This is a genomic window from Pseudomonas sp. FW215-R2, from assembly GCF_058789255.1.
The window spans coordinates 12,521-34,500 of the sequence record NZ_JBYTBO010000034.1 but is presented as its reverse complement, the minus strand read 5'-3'; the positions used below and the strand labels follow the sequence as shown (position 1 = coordinate 34,500).

Here is a 21,980-nt window from a genome sequence, read left to right as displayed (position 1 = left end):
CGGTTCGACGCCTCGACGTGGGAACGATAAATAAAAAACATTTGACCAAGGAGAACGATCGTTCTACTGTTCGCCACATGAACGAAATCACTAGCAACGACACGACCCGCGACATCATTCTGGATGTCACCGAAAAGTTGATCTACAAAAGTGGCATCGCCGCCACCGGGATGGATCTTCTGGTGAAAACCGCCGGTGTCTCCAGAAAGAGTATCTACCGCTACTTCGCCAACAAGGAGGAGCTGACCGTCGCCGCCCTGCAGCGCCGCGACGTGCGCTGGATGCACTGGTACAGAAGCGCCGTCGATCAGGCCGAAACCCCGGCCGATCGCCTGCTCAACCTGTTTACCGTGCTCAAGGGCTGGTTCGCCTCGGAAGGCTTCCGGGGCTGCGCCTTCATCAATACCAGTGGCGAAACCGGCGATCCGCAGGATCCGGTGCGCCTGGTCGCCAAAGACCACAAACAAAAGCTGCTCGACTACGTGTGCGAGCTGTGTACCGAACATGGTGCCGAGGACCCGCAACTGCTGGCCAAACAGTTGCTGATCCTGATTGACGGCGCCATTACCGTAGCGCTTGTGATGGGTGATCACAGTGCCGCCGATAATGCGCAATGCATGGCGCGAAAGTTATTGGACCTGTAAAGCCTCTATAAGCGACAAGTTGTTAAATCGTTAATTTGATCGGGAGACAAACATGTCTACTGCAGCCGAAGTGCGTCCGCCATTGCCACCCTTCAACCGTGAATCGGCCATTGAAAAAGTTCGTCTGGCCGAAGATGGCTGGAACTCCCGCGACCCGCATCGCGTATCGCTGGCTTATACCCTCGACACAAAGTGGCGCAACCGCGCCGAATTCGCCAACAACCGCGAAGAAGCAAAAGGCTTCCTGACCCGCAAATGGGCCAAGGAACTGGATTACCGCCTGATCAAGGAACTCTGGGCTTATTCCGACACCCGCATCGCCGTGCGCTACGCCTACGAATGGCACGACGACTCGGGCAACTGGTTCCGTTCCTACGGCAACGAAAACTGGGAGTTCGACGAGCACGGCCTGATGTTCCAGCGTTACGCCTGCATCAACGACATGCCGATCAAGGAAAGCGAACGCAAGTTCCACTGGCCGCTGGGCCGGCGCCCGGATGATCATCCGGGGCTGTCCGAGCTGGGTCTGTAATTCAGCCGCCGATCCCTCCTGCACAGTGTGCAGGAGGGATTTTCAGGCGACTTCGGCAGTCCGGGCCGATTGCACTTTGGCTTCCAGTTCCCGCACCAGCGGCAACACCCGCTGACCGAAATACTCCACCTCTTCCTGAAAGTGCAGGAACCCCGCCAACACCAGATCCACACCCACCGCTTTCAACGCCACGATCCGCTCGGCAATCTGCTGAGGCGTGCCGATCAGATTGGTCTTGAAGCCATCGTTGTACTGCACCAGATCTTCAAAGGTCGATTTCGCCCAGTTGCCCTCGCCCTCCGGCGACGCCCTGCCCGCCTGTTTCGCCGCATCACCAAAGGCATTCACCGCTTCCGGGTCAGCCTGATCGATGATCTGCGCCAGCACCGCTTTGGCTTCCTCTTCGGTATCCCGGGCAATGACAAACGCATTCACCCCGATTTTGACTGAATGATGGTTCGCTGCCGCTTTGGCGCGAATGTCGTCGACCTGGGTCTTGATGCCCTCGACGCTGTTGCCATTGGTGAAATACCAGTCCGACACCCGTGCCGCCATGTCCCGCGCGGCACGGGAACTGCCACCCTGAAAGATTTCCGGGCGGCCCAGCGGTTTAGGCTTGAGGCTGTAGTTGTCGAAACGATAGAAATCGCCACGGAAGGTGAAGTTGTCCTGGCTCCAGATCCCTCGCAATGAGCGGATGAACTCTTCCGAGCGACGATAGCGCTCGTCGTGCTCGAGCCAATGTTCGCCGATGGCCTGGAACTCGCCCTTGAACCAGCCGCTGACGATGTTCACCGCGATCCGGCCGTTGGTGAGTTGATCGATGGTCGCCAACTGTTTGGCCGCCAGTGCTGGTTGCCACGGGCCGGGCAGAATGGCGGCGATGACTTTGAGCTTGCTGGTGGCGGCGAGCAGCGCGTGGCTGAACGCCACCGATTCATGCTGGAACTCGGCGCCGTAGCCGGCGGTGAAGCGGATTTGCGTCAAGGCGTATTCGAAGCCCGCCGCCTCGGCCAGTTGCGCCAACTTGCGGTTGTAGTCGATGCCCCAGTCGGTGCGTTGTTCGATCTTGCTGACCACCAGCCCACCGCTGACGTTCGGCACCCAGTAGGCAAATTTCACGGCTTGCTGACTCATTGGCGTGTCCTCGGGACAGTTGATGAAGGTGAGAGAGGTAGAGCAGCAAGCGTGCCAGCCTCGATAGCCCGGTTTTATTGAGGCTTCAGGTGATCGGAATGCATGACGGGAGGGTGATTTGTTGTGTGCGTGTTGGCTGGGCAACAGTTGAGCAGTCGGTGCCCGGGCCTTATGGGTCGCCGCAACACCCGGAAATGAGTAACATGACTGCCCTCCCCGCAGCCCAGCTCTGCAACCTGCCGAATAAGCCGATTCCATGCCTTTCGAACTCAGCGTTGACCTCACTACCTTGGCCGTTCTGGCCCTTGTCGCTTTCATTGCCGGATTCATCGACGCCATCGCCGGCGGTGGCGGTCTGCTGACCACGCCTGCGTTGCTCACCGCCGGTCTGCCGCCGCACCTGGTACTGGGCACCAACAAGTTGAGTTCGACCTTCGGCTCGGCCACCGCCAGTTTCACCTTCTACCGGCGCAAGCTGTTTCACCCACGGCAGTGGATGCACGCCATCGTCGGCACGCTGGTCGGTGCGCTGACCGGCGCCATCGTCGCCCACTATCTGCCAGCCGAGTGGCTGAACAAGATGCTGCCGGTGATCGTCTTCGCCTGCGGCCTGTACCTGTTGTTTGGCGGTACGCCGAAAGCACCGCTGGACAGCGATGCACCGATCAAGAAAAAGTGGCAATCGACCCAGGGCTTCAGCCTCGGTTTCTACGACGGCGTGGCCGGCCCCGGCACTGGCGCCTTCTGGACCGTCAGCAGCCTGCTGCTGTACCCGATCGATCTGGTCAAGGCCAGCGGCGTGGCGCGCAGCATGAACTTCGTCAGCAACATTGCGGCGCTGTCGGTGTTCGTGTTTTCCGGGCAGGTGGACTGGATCATCGGCCTGAGCATGGGCCTGTCGGTGATGGTCGGCGCGTTCTTCGGGGCGCGCACCGCGATCAGCGGCGGCGCCAAGTTCATTCGTCCGGTGTTCATCACCGTGGTGCTGGGGTTGACCGTGCGTCTAGCCTGGCAACACTGGTTCAGCGTGGCCTAAGCGCCGCGCCACGTAGACGTCGATCAGGTAACGGGCAATCGATTTTGACGCCGGCAACGGCGGCAAATCGTGCACGTTGAACCACTGGGCGTCCTCGATCTCGTCTTCCTGACAGACAATTTCGCCGCCGGCGTATTCGGCATGGAAACCCAGCATCATCGAGTGCGGGAACGGCCAGCACTGGCTGCCCAGGTACTGGATGTTCTTCACTTCGATGCTGACTTCCTCTCGCACTTCGCGAATCAGGCAATCCTCGGCTGACTCCCCAGGCTCCGCAAACCCCGCCAGCGTGCTGTAGACCCCGGTGACGAAACGCGGCGAACGCGCCAGCAGCACTTCATCGCCACGAGTCACCAGCACGATCATGCTCGGCGAAATGCGCGGATAGCTGCGCAGGTCGCACGGCTGGCAATACATCGCCCGCTCCCGTGGCACTTGAGTCATGGCCTGACCGCAGTTGCCGCAGAAACGGTGTTCACGGGCCCAGGTGCCGATCTGCGCGGCGTAGCCCAGCACTTTGTAGATCGTGTGATCGCCGTCGAGCATGAACGCCCGCAAGCCTTTCCAGTTGCAGCCCGGCATCTCGCTGGCGCTGCGCAGTTCCAGCAGGTAGACCGGCTCGCCATCGAGATGGCCGATGCCATGCTCGGCAAGGATCGACAAGTCCTGACGCTTGAGCCATTCCCGGGGGAACAGCACGCCGTTGTCATCGAACAGAAAACCCTCGGGGCTGCGCGCGACGGCCCAGCCGCCCGGTTGATCGGTGTCCAGTACTGCGGTGGTCCAGCGAGATGTCATGGTTTCTCAATCCAGAAATTCGGGTTTCTGTTTGCTCATATGGGCGGCCATGGCCACGCGCAAGTCGGTGGATTGCAACATGGCGGCGTTCCAGGTGGCAACGTACTCCAGACCATCGTCGATACGATGGTCACGCATGTAGCTGATCATTTCCTTGGTGCCGGTGACCGCGATCGGCGACTTGCCGGCGATGTCCCGGGCAATGTCCATCACGCCTTCGATCAGGCTGTCCTTGTCGCTGTAAACGCGGTTGACCAGCCCGATGCTGCGCGCTTCGTCGGCGCCAAAGGTGCGACCGGTGTAAGCCAGCTCACGCAGCATGCCGTCACCGATGATCCGTGGCAACCGTTGCAAAGTGCCTACGTCAGCCGCCATACCGATATCGATTTCTTTAATAGAGAATTGCGCGTCTTCGGCAGCGTAGCGCATGTCGCAGGCCGCGATCAGGTCGATGGCACCGCCCAGGCAATAACCCTGGATCGCCGCGAGCACCGGCTTGCGGCAATTGTCGACGGCATTGAACGAGGCTTGCAGGGTCAGGATCTTTTTGCGCAGCAGGCGCGCGTTGCGGCCGACGTCCTTGCCCAGCTCATTGGCCACGCCGGCCAGCATCATCAGGTCGATGCCCGAGGAAAAGTGTTTGCCGGCACCGCTGAGCACCACCACCCGCACTTCGTCGGTGTCGTCGATCCACTGGAACACCTCGACGATTTCGCTCCAGAACGCGGCGTTCATCGAGTTGATCTTTTCCGGACGGTTGATCTGCACATGGGCGATGTTGTCGGCCAGTTCGACGCTGAAGGCGGTGTATTGAGTCATGGCAGAAATCCTTTACCGGTCTGAAAATGAGGCCTGAACTATATCAAGGCCTCAGAACGGCGGTTCGGCCAAATGCAGGACTCTAGCCGCCCTTCACCGCCACGAACGCGGCAGTCTCGTAAGGCACGGTCATCACATCCCTGCCCCGCAGCTCGGGATCGGACGCGACCAGCGCCCGCAGCTGCTCATCGATCCGGGCTCGCTCTGCATCCGGCAGCGCCGCGATGAAACTGGTGGAACGCACCCGGTTGAAAATCACATCCTCCGGCGAGCCGGTATGACCATGGTGAAAATGCTGGGCCTGCAACGGCCCGAACGCCGGGTGCGGAAACACCTTGCGCCAGGCGCCGGTGTAGTAACGGGGCGTGTCGCCTTCCTGAGCGTTGACGATGGCATCGAGCTTCGGGACCCAGCCGACCTTGGTGTCGCGCAGGTTCCAGATCAGCCCGAGCTTGCCGCCGGGCTTGAGCACCCGGGCGATTTCGTCCAGTGCCTCGGTGCTGGCGAACCAGTGAAAGGCCTGGGCGCAGACCACGGCGTCCACCGAGGCGTCGGGCAATGGCAAATCGGTCGCCATGGCGCTGACGGCCAGCACTTCCGGCCAGTTGGCAGACAGTTTTTCCAGCATCTGCGCCACCGGCTCCACGGCAATCACCTGGGCACCGGTCGCCACCAGCCGTCCGGTGAACTTGCCGGTGCCGGCGCCAAGGTCGATAACAGTTTTGTGGCCATCCAGGTCCAGTGTTGTCGTCAGCCATTCGGTGACCGCCGGCGGATAGTCCGGCCGGCCTTTGATGTACGTGTCGGCGGCGGTCTTGTAACCGGCGGCAGCCGAGTGGTGAACCTGATCTTTCATGGCGCGACTCCCAATGTGGAACGGCGGATCGACGACAGACGTCAGGAGCATAGCGCTCGGGTTTGCGCTTTCCTTGAATGGCACCTGACAAAGCAATGAATAAAACTTCACCTTGCGGTGTTCAACGTGAAACATGACCCACTATGGAGCCTTGCCCATGACTTTCCGTTCCGTTATGTTCGCCGCCCCGTTGCTGATGGCCGCGATGTTGTCCAGCCCTTTGGCCCTGGCCCACGGTGATGAAGACGAGCCGGTGCAGAAACCCAACTGCCCGAAAGGCCAGGTGCTCGACAGCAAGACGCAGAAATGCGTCAGACAGACCAGCAGCCTGGTGCCGGACGCCGACCGCACCGACTACGCCTATCGTCTGGCCAAGGACGGTCGATATGAAGAAGCCCTCGCCTTGCTCGACACCCTGAAACAGCCGAACACCGCCAAGGCGCTCAACTATCGCGGTTATGCCACGCGCAAGCTGGGCCGAACCGACGAAGGCATCGGTTATTACCTGCAATCGGTCAAGCTTGATCCGCAGTACGCGCAAGTTCGCGAATACCTGGGCGAGGCCTATGTCATCAAGGGTCGCGTCGATCTGGCGCAGGAACAGTTGCAGCATATCCAGAAGATTTGCGGCACAACCTGCGAGGAATACCGGGACCTGGCCGAAGCCATCAACGATTCATCGAAAACCTGACACGACACGCGGAGGCGAACATTTTCAGCGATCAGGCATTCAGAGCCGAACTCGGACAACACCTGGCGCGCCTGTGGCGCTACGGCTTGCTGCTGTCGCGCAATCGGCACGTGGCCGAGGATCTGGTGCAAGCCACTTGCGTGCGAGCGCTTGAACGTTCAGGCCAGTACGTGGCCGGCACGCGCATGGATCGCTGGCTGCTGAGCATTCTGCATTCGATCTGGCTCAATGAAGTGCGCGCCCGCCGGGTGCGCCAGGGCCAGGGTGTGGTGGACGCCGACAGCCAACTGACGTTCGACGGCGAATACGCTGCGCAGACTCACGTGATGGCGGCGCAGGTGATCCGCCGCGTCGATGCGCTGCCGGAAACCCAGCGCGAAACGGTGTATCTCGCCTACGTCGAAGGCCTGTCCTATCGCGAAGTCGCCGAGATCCTGCAAGTGCCGATCGGCACGGTCATGAGTCGCCTCGCCACCGCACGCCTGAAACTGGCCGAATACCCGCCGCTGCAAGCGGTACCGAACACCCCCGCAGGAGACCGGCAATGAATACGCCTTCGGACGAGCAACTGGTGGCGTATCTGGACGATGAACTGGACCGCGAACAACGCAGCCAGCTCGACAGCCTCATCGCCGACGATCCGCTGCTTAATCTTCGGGTGCAGTGGCTGAGCCGCAGCAACCTGCCCTATCGCGACGCCTACGATGAACTGGCCCGACAGGCACCGCTTGATCGCCTGCAAGCTCGATTGGATGCCGCACCCTCCCCGCAGCGGCCCGGTTTCAGCCGGCGCTGGTTTATCGGCGCGGCGGCAGCGGGCATGGTGCTCGCGGGTGTCGCCGCGGATCGTTTGTTCCTCGGCTGGCAAGCGCAGCAATCGCACAACTGGCGCGAGCTGGTAGGCGATTACATGGCGTTGTACGTCCCGCAGACCCTTGAACATCTGGCCACCGACGAAGCCTCCGAGCTGGCGCAGTTGCGAACCGTCGATGCCCGGTTGGGCCTGAGCCTGTCGCCGGCGAAACTGAAACTGCCTGGTGCGCAGTTCAAGCGTGCACAACTGCTTGAGTATGACGGCGTGCCGATTGCACAGATGACCTGGCTCGACGCCACCCATGGCCCGCTGGCACTGTGCGTCACGCGCTCCAACAGCGGCAGCCAGCCGCTGGCCCATGAACGCCGGCACGGGATGAACGTGGTGTACTGGACCGAACGCGAACATGCGTGGATGCTGATCGGACATAACCCGGCCACCGAGCTGGAAGGTCTGGCAAAAATGTTTAAAGAGCGGCTGAGCACATGAGCCAGCCAGTCACTATGCTTGGCGAGTGATTATCCAGGGAGGAACCCTTACATGGCGATTTCACCGCGTACTGCATTGCTGGTCATCGACGTCCAGAACGACTTCACTCCCGGCGGCCAACTGGCCGTGCCCGAGGGTGACCAGATCGTCCTGCTGATCAACCGTCTCGCCGAGCAGTTCAAGCAAGTGGTCATTGCTCAGGACTGGCACCCGGCGGGTCATGCTTCATTTGCGTCAAGCCATCCCGGCCGTCAGCCCTACGACGTGATTCAACTGCCGTATGGCGAACAGACACTCTGGCCGGATCACTGCATTCAGGGCACACACGGTGCCGAGTTTCACTCGGGTCTCAACCTGCCCCACGCGCAACTGATCATCCGCAAGGGCTGCAACCCGGACATCGACAGTTATTCGGCGTTTCTGGAAGCGGACCGTGCCACCACTACAGGACTGGCGGGTTATCTCAAGGAACGCGGTGTCGACACGGTGTACATGGTCGGGCTGGCGCTGGATTTCTGCGTGATGTTCTCCGCGCTGGATGCGCGGGCGGCGGGGTTCAATACGTTTGTGGTGCTGGACGCCTGTCGGGCGATCGATATGAATGGATCACTGGCGTCGGCGATCGAGCGGATGCAAGTGGCCGGGGTTGGATTGATCCAGTCCACTGAACTGCTCTGACTGCGGCTATATGATCGTTCCCACGCTCCGCGTGGGAATGCATACCGTGACGCTCCGCGTCACAGTGGACGCAGAGCGTCCATGGCGGCATTCCCACGCAGAGCGTGGGAACGATCATCAGCGATCATCCGGTCGGGGTTGGTAGCCAAAGCCTGAACCGCGCTCCGCCCAACGGCGAACCTTCCACCGTCAACGTTCCGCCCTGCGCTTCCAGTGCCCGACGGCTGATCGCCAGCCCCAGGCCAAACCCGCCGGTCGCCCGGTCGCGGCTGCGATCCAGTCGATAGAACGGTTCGAAAATCCGCTCCCGCTCGTCTTCCGGGATACCGATGCCATCGTCATCCACCCAGATCTCACAGCCTTTCGGGCAGACCTGCACGCCGATCTGAATGCGCTTTTCGCAGTAACGCATGGCGTTGCGAAGCAGGTTTTGAATTGCTCGAGCCGTCAGGCGCGGGTCGAGGGAGAAGCGTTCCAGCTGGTTGTGCAGCAACACATCGATGACGATTTCCGGGGACTCCAGCTCTTCGTCGACGCTGCCCAGAATACTGTCGATGAACTCGTCCAGCGCCACCTCGACCTGTTCCGGCAGACGCGCCGGGTTTTGCAGGCGGCTGTAGGACAGCAACTCCAGCACCAATTCATCCAGTTCACGAATGTGCGCGACCAGACCTTGCAGGCGTTCGCGGCTGGCTTGCGGCAAATCATCGGATAACGCCAGCGCCAGGCCGAAGTCCAGACGAGTCAGCGGCGTGCGCAGTTCATGGGACACCGCGTTGAGCAAATCACGCTGCTGGTTGAGCAGGTTTTCGATGTCGCCGGCCATGGTGTCGAACACCGTGGCCAGGCTACCGATGTTCGAACTCGAGCCGATTTGCGTACGTTCGCTCAAATGGCCTTTACCGAAACGTTCGGCAGTGCCCTTGAGGCGTTCGAGATCGCGCCAGTGCGGCCGCAGCCACAGTAACAGACACGCCAGCAGGCTCGCGCCGATCAGGACGTTGATGCTCCAGTACAGCAAGTTCACGTCCATCGGGTCCGGCGGCACCACCATTTGCACGGCCACCTGGTCGTTCAGCGGCGTCACCGCCAGCGTGCGCCAGCCCCAGTCGCCGATGCGCACCACGTTTTCGCCACGACGCAGGCGTTCTTGCTCAATCGGGGTGAAATCGGCGTTATCGATGCGGGCGAGGACGATGTGCAGCGGCTGGAAATCCTTGTCCATCGACGCCGCGACCGCCGGCCACTGATCCTGCGGCACCGCGCGAAACTGCTTGGTGATCAGCGATTGCAGGCCCCGGGAATAGTCGAGGTTGTAAGTGACGAACCGATCCCTGAACGCCATCACCACCAGATCCGGCACCAGATAGATCGCCGCGCTGTAGGAAACGATCGTCACCAGATAGAGGCGAAACAGGATTCTGAACATCGACTCAGCATTCCCACTCGGAACGGCTGAACAGATAACCCTTGCCCCACACGGTCTTGATCTTGCGCGCTTCGCCCGCGTGGTCGTCGAACTTGCGTCGCAGTTTGGAAATCGCCACATCCACCGAGCGGTCGGTGCCGTTGAACTCTATGCCGCGCAGGCGTTGCAGGATCTGGTCGCGGCTCAGCACTTCACCGGCGTGACGGGCCAGCACCACCAGCAGGTTGTATTCGCCGCTGGACAGCTCGACCGGTTGTTCGCGCCAGGTCACAGTGCGCTCCGACAGGTCGATGCACAGGTTGCCCATCAGGATGCGGTCGTTGGCGGTCATCGGTTCGCCGAGGCTGCTGCGGCGCAACAAGGTGCGTACCCGCGCCAGCAAAACCCTTGGCTCGCAGGGTTTGGTGACGTAATCGTCGGCGCCCATTTCCAGGCCCAGTACCTGATCGTGGCTGTCGTCGCGGGCCGTGAGCATCAGGATCGGCAGCGTTGCCGAGTCGGCGCGCAGCAATCGACAGACCTGCAAACCGTCGAGGCCCGGCAGCATCAGGTCGAGAATCACCAGGTCCGGCGGATTGAGCCGCGCCCGTTCGCGCACATGGTCGCCACGACCGATCACGCTGACGGAGTAACCGTTGCGTTCCAGGTAGCTGGAAATCAGTTCGGCGAGGGCGGTGTCGTCTTCGACCAGGAGGATGTTGGGCATTGAGGTGATCCAGAGCGAGCGATGGCGACGGTCATGTCGCAATAAATTTCAAGGCGTAAAGGATATACGCCCTCACTCGCCCCTGAGCAAAACCCTTACACAATTTCACACAGCACCTACAAAGCTTCACCGCTACCTTCGGTGCCTGGCCGTAGGATGCGCACATCAATATTGGGGGTTGTACATGTCGAAGAATCTGCTGGCCGGGCTCGGCCTGATCGCATTGGCGCTGACGCTGAGTGCCTGTGGTAAATCCTCAAGCACTGAGGAACAGGCGCCACCGGCCACCGTGCGGGTCGAAACTCTTGAGGCACGCCCCCTGTCGATCAGCAGCGAACTGAGCGGGCGCATTGCCGCGCCGCGCATTGCCGAAGTCCGCGCCCGGGTGGCCGGTGTCGTGCTGCAACGCACCTACCGCGAAGGCAGCGACGTGAAAAAGGGCGACGTGCTGTTCCGCATCGATCCGGCGCCATTCAAGGCTGACCTGGACAGCGCCGAAGCTGCCCTGCGCAAAGCCGAAGCCAATGCGTTCCAGGCAAAACTGCAGGAACAGCGCTACGCCCAGTTGATCCATGACAAGGCCATCAGCGCTCAGGACTACGACAACGCCCGCGCCAACGCCCGGCAGACCGCCGCCGACGTCGCCGCCAACAAGGCTGCCGTGGAACGAGCGAAGCTGAACCTCGGTTACGCCACCGTCACCGCGCCGATCTCCGGACGCGTCGGCCGTGCGCTGGTGACCGAAGGCGCACTGGTCGGCCAGAACGAAACCACGCCCATGGCGCTGATCCAGCAACTGAATCCGATCCACGCCGACCTCACCCAGTCGACCCGTGAATTGAATGAGCTGCGCCGTGCCTTCCGTTCCGGCCAGTTGCAACAGGTCGGCCAGGATCAGGTCAAGGCCACGCTGATCCAGGACGACGGCAGCCTCTATCCGTTGCCGGGCAAGTTGCTGTTCAGCGATATCACGGTCGATCCGGGCACCGGTCAGATTATTTTGCGCAGCGAGTTTCCCAACCCGGATCTCGATCTGCTGCCCGGCAGCTACGTTCGCGTGCGTCTGGAGCAAGGCGTGATTCAACACGGGCTCACCGTTCCCCAGCGCGCAGTACAACGTGACAGCGCCGGTGTAGCGCAGGTCCTGACCGTCGACGATCAGATGCGCGTGGCCCAGCAGCCAGTGCAGCTCGGCGCGGTGCAGAACGACCGCTGGATCGTCACCGGTGGCCTCAAGCCTGGCGACCGCATTGTCATCGAAGGCCTGCAACACGCCCGTCCGGGCGAAGTGGTGCAGATCGACGACACCCCTCTTCCACTTGCCCAGACCTCTGGTCAGTAAGCAGGACGCTCTTCTATGCCGCAGTTCTTTATCGACCGCCCGGTGTTCGCCTGGGTCGTCGCGTTGTTCATCCTGTTGGCCGGCGCGCTGGCCATCCCGCAATTGCCGGTGGCGCAGTACCCCGACGTCGCGCCGCCGCAGATCGAAATCTATGCCGTGTACCCGGGCGCCTCGGCGCAGACCGTCGACGAGAGCGTGGTCAGCCTGATCGAGGAAGAGCTCAACGGCGCCGATCACCTGCTGTATTTCGAATCGCAGAGCAGCCTCGGCAGCGCCACGATCAAAGCCACGTTCCAGCCGGGCACCAACCCGGAACTGGCGCAGGTTGATGTGCAGAACCGCCTCAAGGTGGTCGAGTCGCGTCTGCCGCAAGCGGTCAACCAGCAAGGCTTGCAGGTGGAGAAAGTCTCCGCCGGTTTCCTGCTGCTGATCACCCTGACTTCCAGCGACGGCAAACTCGACGACGTAGCGCTCAGCGATTACCTGGCGCGCAACGTGATGAACGAGATCAAGCGCATCGACGGCGTCGGTAAAGCCCAGTTGTATGGCGCCGAACGGGCGATGCGGATCTGGGTTGATCCGCAGAAGCTGATCGGTTTCAACCTGACCCCGGCCGACGTCAACGCCGCCATCGTCGCGCAGAACGCTCAAGTATCGGCGGGCAGCATTGGCGATCTGCCAAACCCGAGCACCCAGGAAATCACCGCGACAATTCTGGTCAAAGGTCAATTGTCGACGCCGGAAGAATTTGCCGACATCGTGCTCAAGGCCAATCCGGACGGTTCCACCGTGCGCATCAAGGATGTGGCGCGGGTCGAGATCGGCAGCCAGGAATACCAGTTCGGTACCCGTCTGAACGGCAAGCCGTCCACCGCCGTCGGCGTGCAACTGGCGCCGGGCGCCAACGCCCTCAGCACCGCGACCTTGATCCGGGCGAAGATGGATGAACTGTCGCGCTACTTCCCGGCGGGCGTGGAATACAAGATCCCCTACGACACTTCGCCGTTCGTGAAGGTCTCGATCACCAAAGTGGTCTACACCCTCGGCGAGGCGATGCTGCTGGTGTTTGCGGTGATGTTCCTGTTCCTGCAGAACATCCGCTACACCCTGATCCCGACGCTGGTGGTGCCAGTGGCGCTGATGGGCACCTTCGCAACGATGCTGGCGCTGGGTTTCTCGATCAACGTGCTGACCATGTTCGGCATGGTGTTGGCCATCGGCATTCTGGTGGACGACGCCATCGTAGTGGTGGAGAACGTCGAACGGATCATGGCCACCGAAGGCCTGTCGCCCAAAGAGGCGACGCGCAAGGCGATGACCCAGATCACCGGCGCGATCATCGGCATCACGCTGGTGCTGGTGGCGGTGTTCATTCCGATGGCGTTCATGCAGGGTTCGGTGGGCGTCATCTATCGCCAGTTCTCGCTGTCGATGGCCACCTCGATTCTGTTCTCGGCATTCCTCGCCCTGACCTTGACCCCGGCCTTGTGCGCAACCTTGCTCAAGCCGATTGCCAAGGGCGAACATCACGAGAAAACCGGGTTCTTCGGCTGGTTCAACCGCCGCTTCGAGCAACTGACCGATCGCTATCAGGGCTGGGTCGGTTACGCACTGAAACGCACCGGTCGTTATCTGCTGATTTACGTTGTGCTGCTGGTGGGTCTGGGCCTGTGCTTCGCGCGCCTGCCCTCCTCGTTCCTGCCGGTCGAGGATCAGGGTTACACCATCACCGACATTCAACTGCCACCCGGTGCGAGCAAGAACCGCACGGTGCAGGTGGTCGAGCAGATCGAAGCGCACAACGCCGGCGAGCCGGGTGTGGGCGACAGCACGGTGATTCTCGGTTTCAGTTTCTCCGGCAGCGGGCAGAACGCCGCACTGGCGTTCACCACGCTCAAGGACTGGTCGCAGCGTGGTCACGACGACTCGGCGAGCTCGATTGCCGACCGCGCCAACATTGCCCTCAGCCAGATCAAGGACGCCGTGGCCTTCGCCGTGCTGCCGCCACCCGTGGATGGCCTTGGCACGTCCAGCGGCTTCGAGTTTCGCTTGCAGGATCGCGGTGGCCTTGGTCATGCGACCTTGATGGAGGCGCGCACCCAGCTGCTGGCCGCCGCCGAGAAAAGCCCGATCCTGATGAACGTGCGTGAAAGCGCGCTGGCCGAAGCACCGCAAGTGCAACTGGAAGTGGACCGCAAGCAGGCCAATGCCCTGGGAGTTTCGTTCGCTGACGTCGGCAACGTGCTGTCCACAGCCATTGGCTCCTCGTACGTCAACGACTTCCCCAATCAGGGGCGAATGCAACGCGTGGTCGTTCAGGCTGAAGGCGATCGCCGCAGTCAGGTCGATGACCTGCTGAAGATGCACGTGCGCAACGACTCCGGGAAAATGGTGCCGCTGTCGGCGTTCGTCCGAGCCACATGGACTCAGGGCCCCGCGCAACTGACCCGCTACAACGGCTACCCGGCGATCTCGATTTCCGGCGAACCGAAACCCGGTCACAGCACCGGCGAAGCCATGGCGGAAATCGAACGGCTCGTTGCCCAAGGCCCGAAAGGTCTGGGCCAGGAATGGACCGGTCTGTCGTTGCAGGAACGTTTGTCCGGCAGTCAGGCGCCGATTCTGCTCGGGTTGTCGCTGCTGATCGTGTTCCTGTGCCTGGCGGCGTTGTATGAGAGCTGGTCGATTCCGACTTCCGTGCTGCTCGTTGTGCCGCTCGGTGTACTCGGCGCGGTGCTGGCAGTGACCCTGCGCGGGATGCCGAACGATGTGTTCTTCAAGGTCGGGCTGATCACCATCATCGGCCTGTCGGCGAAGAACGCGATCCTGATCATCGAGTTTGCCAAGAGCCTGTATGACGAAGGTCACGACCTGATTGACGCCACGCTGCAAGCGGCACGTCTGCGGTTGCGGCCGATTGTCATGACGTCGCTGGCGTTCATTCTGGGTGTGGTGCCGCTGGCGATTGCCACGGGCGCGAGTTCGGCAAGTCAGCAGGCGATTGGTACCGGGGTGATTGGCGGGATGATTACGGCCACTTTGGCGGTGATATTTGTGCCGGTGTTCTTCGTTGTCGTGATCAAGCTTGTGCGCAGGTTTGCCAAGCCTGATTGATTGTCCGCTCCCCGCGCGGTGGCCAGAGGTCGCCGCGCTGGGCTAAGGTGTCTGAACCACCCTGGCCCATCGAGTCCCCATGCGCTTCCTCGCCCGAACCCACCCTCGCCTCTCCGCTGCCGCATTGCTCGGCCTTGCCGCAGGCCTCCTGGCCCCGGCGGAATCCGTCATCAGCAAAATCCTCATCGGCTGGAACGCCGGAGTCTGGACTTATCTGATCCTGATGCTTTGGCTGACCATCCGCGCCAAAGCGCCGGACGTCAAACGCATTGCCGAAGTCGAGGATGAAAATGCCGGGCTGGTGCTGTTCGTCGTCTGCATCGCCGCTTTGGCCAGCCTTGCGACCATTACTGTCGAACTGGCAGGCAGCAAGGACCTGGAAACCACACGCAAACTCCTGCACTACGGTTTTACCGCGCTGACCGTGATCGGTTCATGGCTGCTGATCGGGGTGATTTTCTGCGTCCACTACGCCCGGCTGTTTTACACCTGGGACGGCAAGGAACCGGCGCTGCGCTTTTCCGAAGGCCTGACGACGCCCAATTACTGGGACTTCCTGTACTTTTCGTTCACCATCGGCGTGGCGGTACAGACCGCTGATGTCGGGGTGGCGACGCGCGAGATACGCAAGATCGTGCTGGCACAGTCGTTGATCGGATTTGTGTTCAATACGGCGATTCTGGGGTTTTCGATCAATATTGCTGCCGGGTTGTTTGGCTAAAAGCTGTTTGTACCCATCGCAGGTCAACGGGCAACCCTCATTAAACAATCACATAAAAAGCGTGCTGTACACCTGTCAACTCTGACAGTTTACAGAGCCGTCTACTTGGCATCTGATGGGCTATCCCGCCTGCTGTTTCAAATGGCGAGATATCACTTGTCATGACAGCGGAGACTGTATCAATGAACGCATTAGCGAAAGTGGCACAACAATCTGTGATGGTGGGAACATGCACGGGAACAATCAACGGTACCGAGCCTTTTGATGCGGGCCTGGTGGTGCTTTCAAAAGCAACTTATCCCCTGCCGCACGGCGAAGCACACGTCATGCAGGCCACTCAGCGAGGGCCGGCACCGGATTTCAAGACAAAGGAACTGAAAGTTTCATTTTCCGTGGACAAACCGTGCAACTCTTATGGACTGTTCCCTGATGCCTACACTGTCCGAGTGATTTACGTGGATAGTTCGGATAGCGACAAACCGATTGCCTATACACAGCGCCAAGGTGTCGCGAAAGTTGCTTTCCACTCACAGCAATCGGTTTTTTGCGGCGAGGTCGCCGTCACACTTGAAAACCTGGATGAGGACACCCCAAAAACGGTCAATCTGAAATTCAAATTCAAGGCTATGCCTACGCCACCACAGAGACGAATTCATCGCCGTCCTTCGTCAGGTAAAACACCTCGTATTGAGCCTGGCTCTCAGTCTGGTTCTGAATCTTGCTCGTGCTCTTGCTGAACGATCAGCAGCCATCAGCTTGTTAAAACGAAAGGGAGGCCGAGGCCTCCCTTTCATATAGGCTGACACCTCTCAGCTGTCGTCAAAACGCGTATCGCAGGCCAAGTGTCAATCCAGCCGGTTGACGGAAGTTCTTGCCGTCGCTGTATTCATAGTCCGCATGCATCTGCAGCTTGTCCGTCACAGAAGCGGCGACACCCGCCCCGAACATTCCGCGTGCCCCTGAGAGGTCATTCTTGAATACATTGTTGTTGACCTTCACTTCATTGTTCCTGGCGAACTCATATGCACCGCCAACCCGAACGTAAGGCTGAACCTCAAAGTCATTGTTCAGCTTGAAGTTGCGACCCGCAGTCACGCCTGCTTCTCCCAACAAAGATCGTGCACGTCCACCATCGGCCTGCAGGTCGTTGTCCAGTGAAAAGCTTTTGCCTTGAATCACCACCGCCGACCACTTTGTGAACGGTTCAATGAAGTAGCCGTCGTCAAATTTGATATGTCGACCGAACTCCACCGATCCGCCTACGCCCGTATTGTCGTAGTCGCCTTTGGCGCGGGAGCCATCGCTCAAACCAACCTTGGCATCGTTGTTGAAACGGTTCACTTTCAGGACCGCATCCACGTAGTAGCCACTTTTCGGCGCCATCCAGATCGCGTATGCGCCGCCGTAGACACTCTTGACGTTGCCAGAGGTGCCAGCATCCAGATTCAGATCCGATTCGCTTTGGCCGCCCATGATCCCGACGACCCAATCCTCTGCCAGTGCAGCATCGGTACCGAGGGTGAATCCGCGCTGAGCTTGCTCATAGCCCACACCTGAACCGTCGGCAATTTGAAACTTGTTGCCATAGGCAATTCCCCACGCCCCTGACCGACCCGGGTTGTAACGCAATTCGCCCATCCGGGTTCGCAGTGATTTCAACTCGCCATACCAGGTTGGCAACGGAGTATTGAACAATGCCATGACTGACCGCGCTGCCGGGCTGACGGTGCGTGTACTTGGATCAAGAATCCAGTCATTGCCACTCTTGGCCAAGGCGTAGGAATAAGCACCCTGGTCCGTCACATTTCCCGACAACGAAAAATCTGCGGTTCCGCCATTGGTTTTGACAACGGTGACGGGCTCACCGGCAGCCAGATCAGTACCGCTGCTGGAAATGAGCAGTTTGTGAGAGCCGCTGGCCGTCCCTGTTACAATCAACCTATCGGTCCGGCCGTCTGCAAGGTTCGTTGCCATGATGAAATTACCATTGCCCGACAGGTCGGTAACGTTCAACTGATAGAACGCATCATCTGCTCCAAACTTCACCGAACCGCCATTGAGCGCGAGTTTTCCGACCTGGCTGTTATCCACGAGTACCCACTGCGAGGTGTCATTGATCGTTGCGCTGGCAACGTTTTCGAGACGGCCGGTCAAGGTGGAGTTGTTCTGCAACGTCAGTCCGGTCGTGCTGCCGGCTTCTGTCACGATGTTGCCCTTCAACGTGCTGCTGTTGACGGTCATCGAGACATCCGCCCCACCCTTGACCTCGAGCAGCGTGTCATTGCTTGCGAGCAATCTCGAATTGTTCAGTGTCAAGGTGGCGGTCGATGTACCGGCGTTGTCGAAATCCACCACGATGGCAGAACCGTTTTTGCCCTGTACGGTGGTGTTGTCCAGATTCAAGGTTGCCGGTGCAACGCCGGTCAGATCCAGATCAATGAAGACACCGTTTTGACCGCCGGTAATCGTGCTGTTTTTAGCGACGCCGTTGGCGCTTTGCAGCCAGAGGCCATATCCCGTGGCGGCGGTGCCTTCCAGTGTCGAGTCGGTGATATTGACCAGGCTGTGGGAGGTTGCGAAAGCACCGGCATCGACGCCCTTGATATCGCTGTTGTTCGTAACATTGACCGTCGAACCGTCTTGCGTGCCAAAGAAACGCAAGACCGACAAGCCGAAGGCATCTCCGCTGACCGTGCTGTTGTTGACGTTGCCCAGACTCGAAACAAGCTGCAACCCCGACTGCCCCGCCGTGCCTGTGACAGTGGCGCCGTTCAGGCTCACCGTCGAGTTGTTCGAGGCACTGATCCCCTGGGTGCTGCTTCCGGCATTGACATTCACTGCCGAGTTATCGGCACTGATCGTCAGTGTCTGGGCATTATTGACATTCAATGTAGCGTTCTGACTGAGAAACCAGCTTTCAATGGCATCCCCTGTGTTGACCGTCGCGGTTCCCCCCACCACAGGTGCAGCGCTGGCAAAAGGAGAAATCACCAACAAAGGCAAGCACAGATTTTTGATTGGAAATTGATGGAGTGAACGAAAGTGCATAAAGGCCACCTGCTTCGAGAAAGGATCGAGCACTACGAGACGTCGTCATCTCGTTTTTGAAGGGGCGCAAGACTATCGAGCAACTACGTTTTTTTATGTAGGACTTATCCTTTTTTCGAAGGCGATAAATCGCCCGGCATAAACGGCCAGATCTCGTTGAAATATCAAACGCTCAGGGGGCATGAAATCGAATTCATACCCCCAAAAAACGTTTGAACATTCGATCAAGGAAGCGGATTGGCGACTTCGCAATAGTCGCCATTGTTATCCTCCAGGAATACAAAGTGGACGGCAGAATCCGACTCTGGCACAACGCTTGAAATGGTATAGGTCAGTTTTCCGTATCCATTCGATACGGGTTTCAGGTGGGTCATGTAATCACCAATCAAGAATTCCATACCCGCCGCGGGTGCAGGCGTTGGAACTACGAGAGGGACCGATACCTTGCTTCCCGAAATCGGGTTGCTCGCGCTTGAGTCAGTGAAGCCTTCCCATGTCAGCGTTACCGTGCGCCCACTTACCATTGAAGGACTGAAAGGCACTACGACTTTCAGATTCCGTCGATTGGTACCATCTCCAGGCGGTATGAAGTTCAGTGTCGGACAGGAGATACTGTCAAAGACAAGACCGTCGACCACGGGTTTCGGCAAGTCGACTTTGGTGATGTTTACATCAACGTCTTGATTCGATGAAGAAACCGGATTACGTCCCAGCACCTCGGAGAGCGTCCATTTAATCGGAATGAGCCCGTTTGGCTTCAGCTCGATGAGTATCCATGGGACTACGGCCATCTTGATATCCTTGCCTTCATCTCCCGGCGTCAAATAATAGTCGGGAGTCAGCGGTACGCCGTCATAATAAACCGTGACAAACTGGCCGGATGCTGCTGGTGGTGTGGCTGGTAGCTCGACGAATATATCCGCATCGTTGCCGTGGTCGTTATCGTCCAACTTATTGTCGACACCTTGGGAGGACACCAATCGAGGCTTTTTAAAGTTCGGATTGACGTCACTGGGTTCGTCCGGATTCGGGCCGCCTGGCTGGTAGATATTGACTTTGAAAGACGTACTGTGTGTTGCAATGGGCGCCAGGACCCCTTGTCGAAACATTTCATAACTTGCGATTGTTGAAACATCGACATCCGTCACGCCGTATTCGGTTTTGATGACTGGGTATTCCGCAGGAAAAACCAATATTTTATTGGTGCCAACAAGTTGTTCAGGAACTAGCAGAGTATTCCCCCAATAACACCTGATGGAGTCAGTTGGTGTGCTGGGCAGTGGCACTGTAACTTCGACAGTCACCCCGGTGACGCAGTCCGCAACGTCAATCACGTCATCCCCGCCGGTTCCACCTGCCAAAGGCACAAAAGGTTCCAGCGCCACAGGTGGGGCCAGACGTTCGACGGTACGCTGCTCGGGTTTGGAGCGAAGGCTGATGTTGCCTGCCAGGTCCTTAAATATGATGGTTATTGTATTCAATCCTTCTTTGAGGTCCTGAAGAATGCCAAGCGGGATATTGATGATGCCGGTCGCAGGTATCGCTTCGTTTGCCATGACTGGTGTGGCATACGCCGGGTCAGACAGAATGCCAAAGTAGATGTCGCAAACGTCTGTCGGGTCATAGTTGGCAGCCAGGGTGATCGTGATGTCGATACCGTTTTGGTGTTGCCCCAGATAGGTATCGTTAATCTTCTGGGAAGGTGGCAGGTCCGTGGGGAAAGATATCGCCGGCGGCGACAGGTTGGATGCAGGGGTCTTGATTCGGTAGGGGGCTGTCCGGTCGATGCGGTATTCAGTGATGGCCTCCGGGTTTGGATTGGTCCCACGGGCAAAGAGGATATACACCAGTTTATATACCGTAGGTAGCTCTGGGGTCGGCAGCTCCTTGAGTTCCGCACGTGGAATGGTGAAGGGCATCGGCCATTGACGATTGACAATCGGGCCCAAATTCAAACCTGTGACGAGTGGTATTGGTGTCGGGTTGTTTTCTACACGCAGAAATATACTCAATTTATCATTTCGGTTTGGATCATTCGGGTCGTCATATTCGAAAGGTGGCTTGGGAATTGTAAAGGCCAAATCCGCATTAAGTTTCTCAACACGAATGCGCCCATCACCGGGAATCTGACCGTCAATCGTGGCGCCATCCAGTAAAACAGTGCCACCGCTTTGCAGCGAAACTTTTTTGGTCAATGCCGTATTTGTCACTTTGGTGTTCATGCCATGATCTCCATTTCTCATACATAAAAGCACCTCGTCCAGCTCGCCGCGAAAGTCGGTGCATAGGGGTGAAACTTCGTTCCAATACAATCAAGGGCCGCATGGTTGATTTGAACCTGCCGGGTATCGATCAATCTTGACCACGCCATCCAGCGAAGAGCCAATCAACTTCGAGCCACGATAAATTGAGTACCTGGCCATAGCCGATGCGTTTTTTTCCATGGGTTCTATGTGAGGCACATACGGTTCAACCGTGACAGAGAAACCCAGGGCGATTTCCTGATTGGTCAATATTGGTTTGTCGATTTTTTTATAGGTCCCCGGAATAACCGTTCCGCTGGCATTCGGACTTAAATAACCAAACCACTCGACGGTGCAAGTATCCCCAATCTTGCTAAACGTTGGCAGAGGGGGAACTTTAACTTCCACACCGAACCATATCGCTGGCTGGGTATAACAATTAAATTCCCCCCAAATATTTGCCTTGGGGAAACCTGGCCGCACGAGATCCACGGGAACCGGTGTGTGGTCAATGGTCAAGGGCCGAGGTAGAGACGGGTGTGGGTTATTCAAATAGTTAAGCGTATCGTATAAAAGGACTACATCACCGTCATTGACTAAGTACTCAGACCCGATGTGAATAATGATCTCGGGCAAGGTAATCGGTGTTGTGTACTGAGTTGTAGATTTGAATTCTTCGATGCCATTTCGAGTAAGCCGGACGTTCAGCGTGTCCTTTTGACCGTTAGGCGACTGTTGTGGCCAGACTGGAATAACGACATTCATGCCGTTCTTCAAAAGATCAGACGGGATCAAAACATCGTTATCGGACATTCCTTCTATTTTTGGAGCGTCGTAAACCAGAATATTGTTGTTGGACATGGTCATTTCCCATCGATTGCCA

The 21,980-nt window shown here is 58.7% G+C and carries 20 protein-coding genes; 11 read left to right on the top strand and 9 right to left on the bottom strand.

What is annotated here, in order from left to right; all coding sequences use genetic code 11:
- Positions 1 to 77 precede the first annotated feature (77 nt).
- On the top strand, positions 78 to 644 hold the full coding sequence (locus AC3WRD_RS28790) for a TetR/AcrR family transcriptional regulator (protein ID WP_096821489.1): 567 nt from the start codon (positions 78 to 80) through the stop codon (positions 642 to 644).
- A 52-nt stretch (positions 645 to 696) separates the two neighbouring features.
- Positions 697 to 1,176 (top strand): nuclear transport factor 2 family protein, encoded by a 480-nt coding sequence (locus tag AC3WRD_RS28785; RefSeq protein WP_096821490.1) that lies wholly within the window; start codon positions 697 to 699, stop codon positions 1,174 to 1,176.
- A 42-nt stretch (positions 1,177 to 1,218) separates the two neighbouring features.
- Here the strand turns inward: AC3WRD_RS28785 and sfnG are convergent, their stop codons facing one another.
- On the bottom strand, positions 1,219 to 2,313 hold the full coding sequence (gene sfnG, locus AC3WRD_RS28780; RefSeq protein WP_102622654.1) for a dimethylsulfone monooxygenase SfnG: 1,095 nt from the start codon (positions 2,311 to 2,313) through the stop codon (positions 1,219 to 1,221).
- A gap of 256 nt (positions 2,314 to 2,569) precedes the next feature.
- Here sfnG and AC3WRD_RS28775 point away from each other — a divergent pair, with 256 nt between their 5' ends.
- On the top strand, positions 2,570 to 3,349 hold the full coding sequence (locus AC3WRD_RS28775; protein ID WP_027611974.1) for a TSUP family transporter: 780 nt from the start codon (positions 2,570 to 2,572) through the stop codon (positions 3,347 to 3,349).
- On the opposite strand, the gene nudC is transcribed toward AC3WRD_RS28775, so the two are convergent.
- The 3 genes from nudC to AC3WRD_RS28760 form a co-directional block, all read right to left on the bottom strand.
- The gene (nudC, locus tag AC3WRD_RS28770; RefSeq protein ID WP_102622655.1) at positions 3,317 to 4,147 is read right to left on the bottom strand and encodes an NAD(+) diphosphatase; all 831 of its coding nucleotides are present in this window, start codon (positions 4,145 to 4,147) and stop codon (positions 3,317 to 3,319) included. The genes AC3WRD_RS28775 and nudC overlap by 33 nt on opposite strands.
- 6 nt (positions 4,148 to 4,153) lie before the next feature.
- The gene (locus AC3WRD_RS28765; protein ID WP_096821493.1) at positions 4,154 to 4,966 is read right to left on the bottom strand and encodes a crotonase/enoyl-CoA hydratase family protein; all 813 of its coding nucleotides are present in this window, start codon (positions 4,964 to 4,966) and stop codon (positions 4,154 to 4,156) included.
- An 82-nt stretch (positions 4,967 to 5,048) separates the two neighbouring features.
- Positions 5,049 to 5,822 (bottom strand): class I SAM-dependent methyltransferase, encoded by a 774-nt coding sequence (locus AC3WRD_RS28760; RefSeq protein ID WP_096821608.1) that lies wholly within the window; start codon positions 5,820 to 5,822, stop codon positions 5,049 to 5,051.
- A gap of 157 nt (positions 5,823 to 5,979) precedes the next feature.
- Here AC3WRD_RS28760 and AC3WRD_RS28755 point away from each other — a divergent pair, with 157 nt between their 5' ends.
- From AC3WRD_RS28755 to pncA, 4 genes are all read left to right on the top strand, one after another.
- The gene (locus AC3WRD_RS28755; protein ID WP_096821494.1) at positions 5,980 to 6,513 is read left to right on the top strand and encodes a tetratricopeptide repeat protein; all 534 of its coding nucleotides are present in this window, start codon (positions 5,980 to 5,982) and stop codon (positions 6,511 to 6,513) included.
- A 62-nt stretch (positions 6,514 to 6,575) separates the two neighbouring features.
- A complete protein-coding gene (locus tag AC3WRD_RS28750; RefSeq protein WP_141401792.1) occupies positions 6,576 to 7,061 on the top strand; it encodes an RNA polymerase sigma factor in 486 nt (161 codons plus the stop codon).
- Entirely contained in the window at positions 7,058 to 7,816 is a 759-nt protein-coding gene (locus AC3WRD_RS28745; protein ID WP_102622656.1) for an anti-sigma factor family protein, read from the top strand. The genes AC3WRD_RS28750 and AC3WRD_RS28745 overlap by 4 nt, the downstream gene beginning before the upstream one ends.
- 51 nt (positions 7,817 to 7,867) lie before the next feature.
- Positions 7,868 to 8,494 (top strand): bifunctional nicotinamidase/pyrazinamidase, encoded by a 627-nt coding sequence (gene pncA, locus AC3WRD_RS28740; protein WP_096821496.1) that lies wholly within the window; start codon positions 7,868 to 7,870, stop codon positions 8,492 to 8,494.
- Positions 8,495 to 8,618: 124 nt separating this feature from the next.
- Here pncA and AC3WRD_RS28735 read toward each other — a convergent pair whose 3' ends face one another.
- Positions 8,619 to 9,923 (bottom strand): ATP-binding protein, encoded by a 1,305-nt coding sequence (locus AC3WRD_RS28735; protein WP_102622657.1) that lies wholly within the window; start codon positions 9,921 to 9,923, stop codon positions 8,619 to 8,621.
- A gap of 4 nt (positions 9,924 to 9,927) precedes the next feature.
- Positions 9,928 to 10,629 (bottom strand): response regulator, encoded by a 702-nt coding sequence (locus tag AC3WRD_RS28730; protein ID WP_007960391.1) that lies wholly within the window; start codon positions 10,627 to 10,629, stop codon positions 9,928 to 9,930.
- Positions 10,630 to 10,813: 184 nt separating this feature from the next.
- On the opposite strand from AC3WRD_RS28730, the gene AC3WRD_RS28725 reads away from it, so the two are divergent.
- The 4 genes from AC3WRD_RS28725 to AC3WRD_RS28710 all read left to right on the top strand — a co-directional run bounded on the left by AC3WRD_RS28725 (position 10,814) and on the right by AC3WRD_RS28710 (position 16,543).
- Entirely contained in the window at positions 10,814 to 11,971 is a 1,158-nt protein-coding gene (locus AC3WRD_RS28725) for an efflux RND transporter periplasmic adaptor subunit (RefSeq protein ID WP_102622658.1), read from the top strand.
- Positions 11,972 to 11,986: 15 nt separating this feature from the next.
- The gene (locus AC3WRD_RS28720; RefSeq protein ID WP_102622659.1) at positions 11,987 to 15,085 is read left to right on the top strand and encodes a multidrug efflux RND transporter permease subunit; all 3,099 of its coding nucleotides are present in this window, start codon (positions 11,987 to 11,989) and stop codon (positions 15,083 to 15,085) included.
- A gap of 79 nt (positions 15,086 to 15,164) precedes the next feature.
- Positions 15,165 to 15,806, top strand: a complete 642-nt coding sequence (locus AC3WRD_RS28715) for a DUF1345 domain-containing protein (RefSeq protein WP_102622660.1) — start codon at positions 15,165 to 15,167, stop codon at positions 15,804 to 15,806.
- A 182-nt stretch (positions 15,807 to 15,988) separates the two neighbouring features.
- Complete coding sequence (locus AC3WRD_RS28710) at positions 15,989 to 16,543, top strand: hypothetical protein (RefSeq protein ID WP_146013109.1); 555 nt, start codon at positions 15,989 to 15,991, stop codon at positions 16,541 to 16,543.
- Between the two features lie 82 nt (positions 16,544 to 16,625).
- Here AC3WRD_RS28710 and AC3WRD_RS28705 read toward each other — a convergent pair whose 3' ends face one another.
- The 3 genes from AC3WRD_RS28705 to AC3WRD_RS28695 all read right to left on the bottom strand — a co-directional run bounded on the left by AC3WRD_RS28705 (position 16,626) and on the right by AC3WRD_RS28695 (position 21,958).
- The gene (locus AC3WRD_RS28705) at positions 16,626 to 18,887 is read right to left on the bottom strand and encodes an autotransporter outer membrane beta-barrel domain-containing protein (protein ID WP_256580576.1); all 2,262 of its coding nucleotides are present in this window, start codon (positions 18,885 to 18,887) and stop codon (positions 16,626 to 16,628) included.
- A 191-nt stretch (positions 18,888 to 19,078) separates the two neighbouring features.
- Positions 19,079 to 21,076, bottom strand: a complete 1,998-nt coding sequence (locus AC3WRD_RS28700) for a hypothetical protein (protein ID WP_102622662.1) — start codon at positions 21,074 to 21,076, stop codon at positions 19,079 to 19,081.
- A 90-nt stretch (positions 21,077 to 21,166) separates the two neighbouring features.
- Entirely contained in the window at positions 21,167 to 21,958 is a 792-nt protein-coding gene (locus AC3WRD_RS28695) for a hypothetical protein (RefSeq protein ID WP_146013108.1), read from the bottom strand.
- Positions 21,959 to 21,980 lie beyond the last annotated feature (22 nt).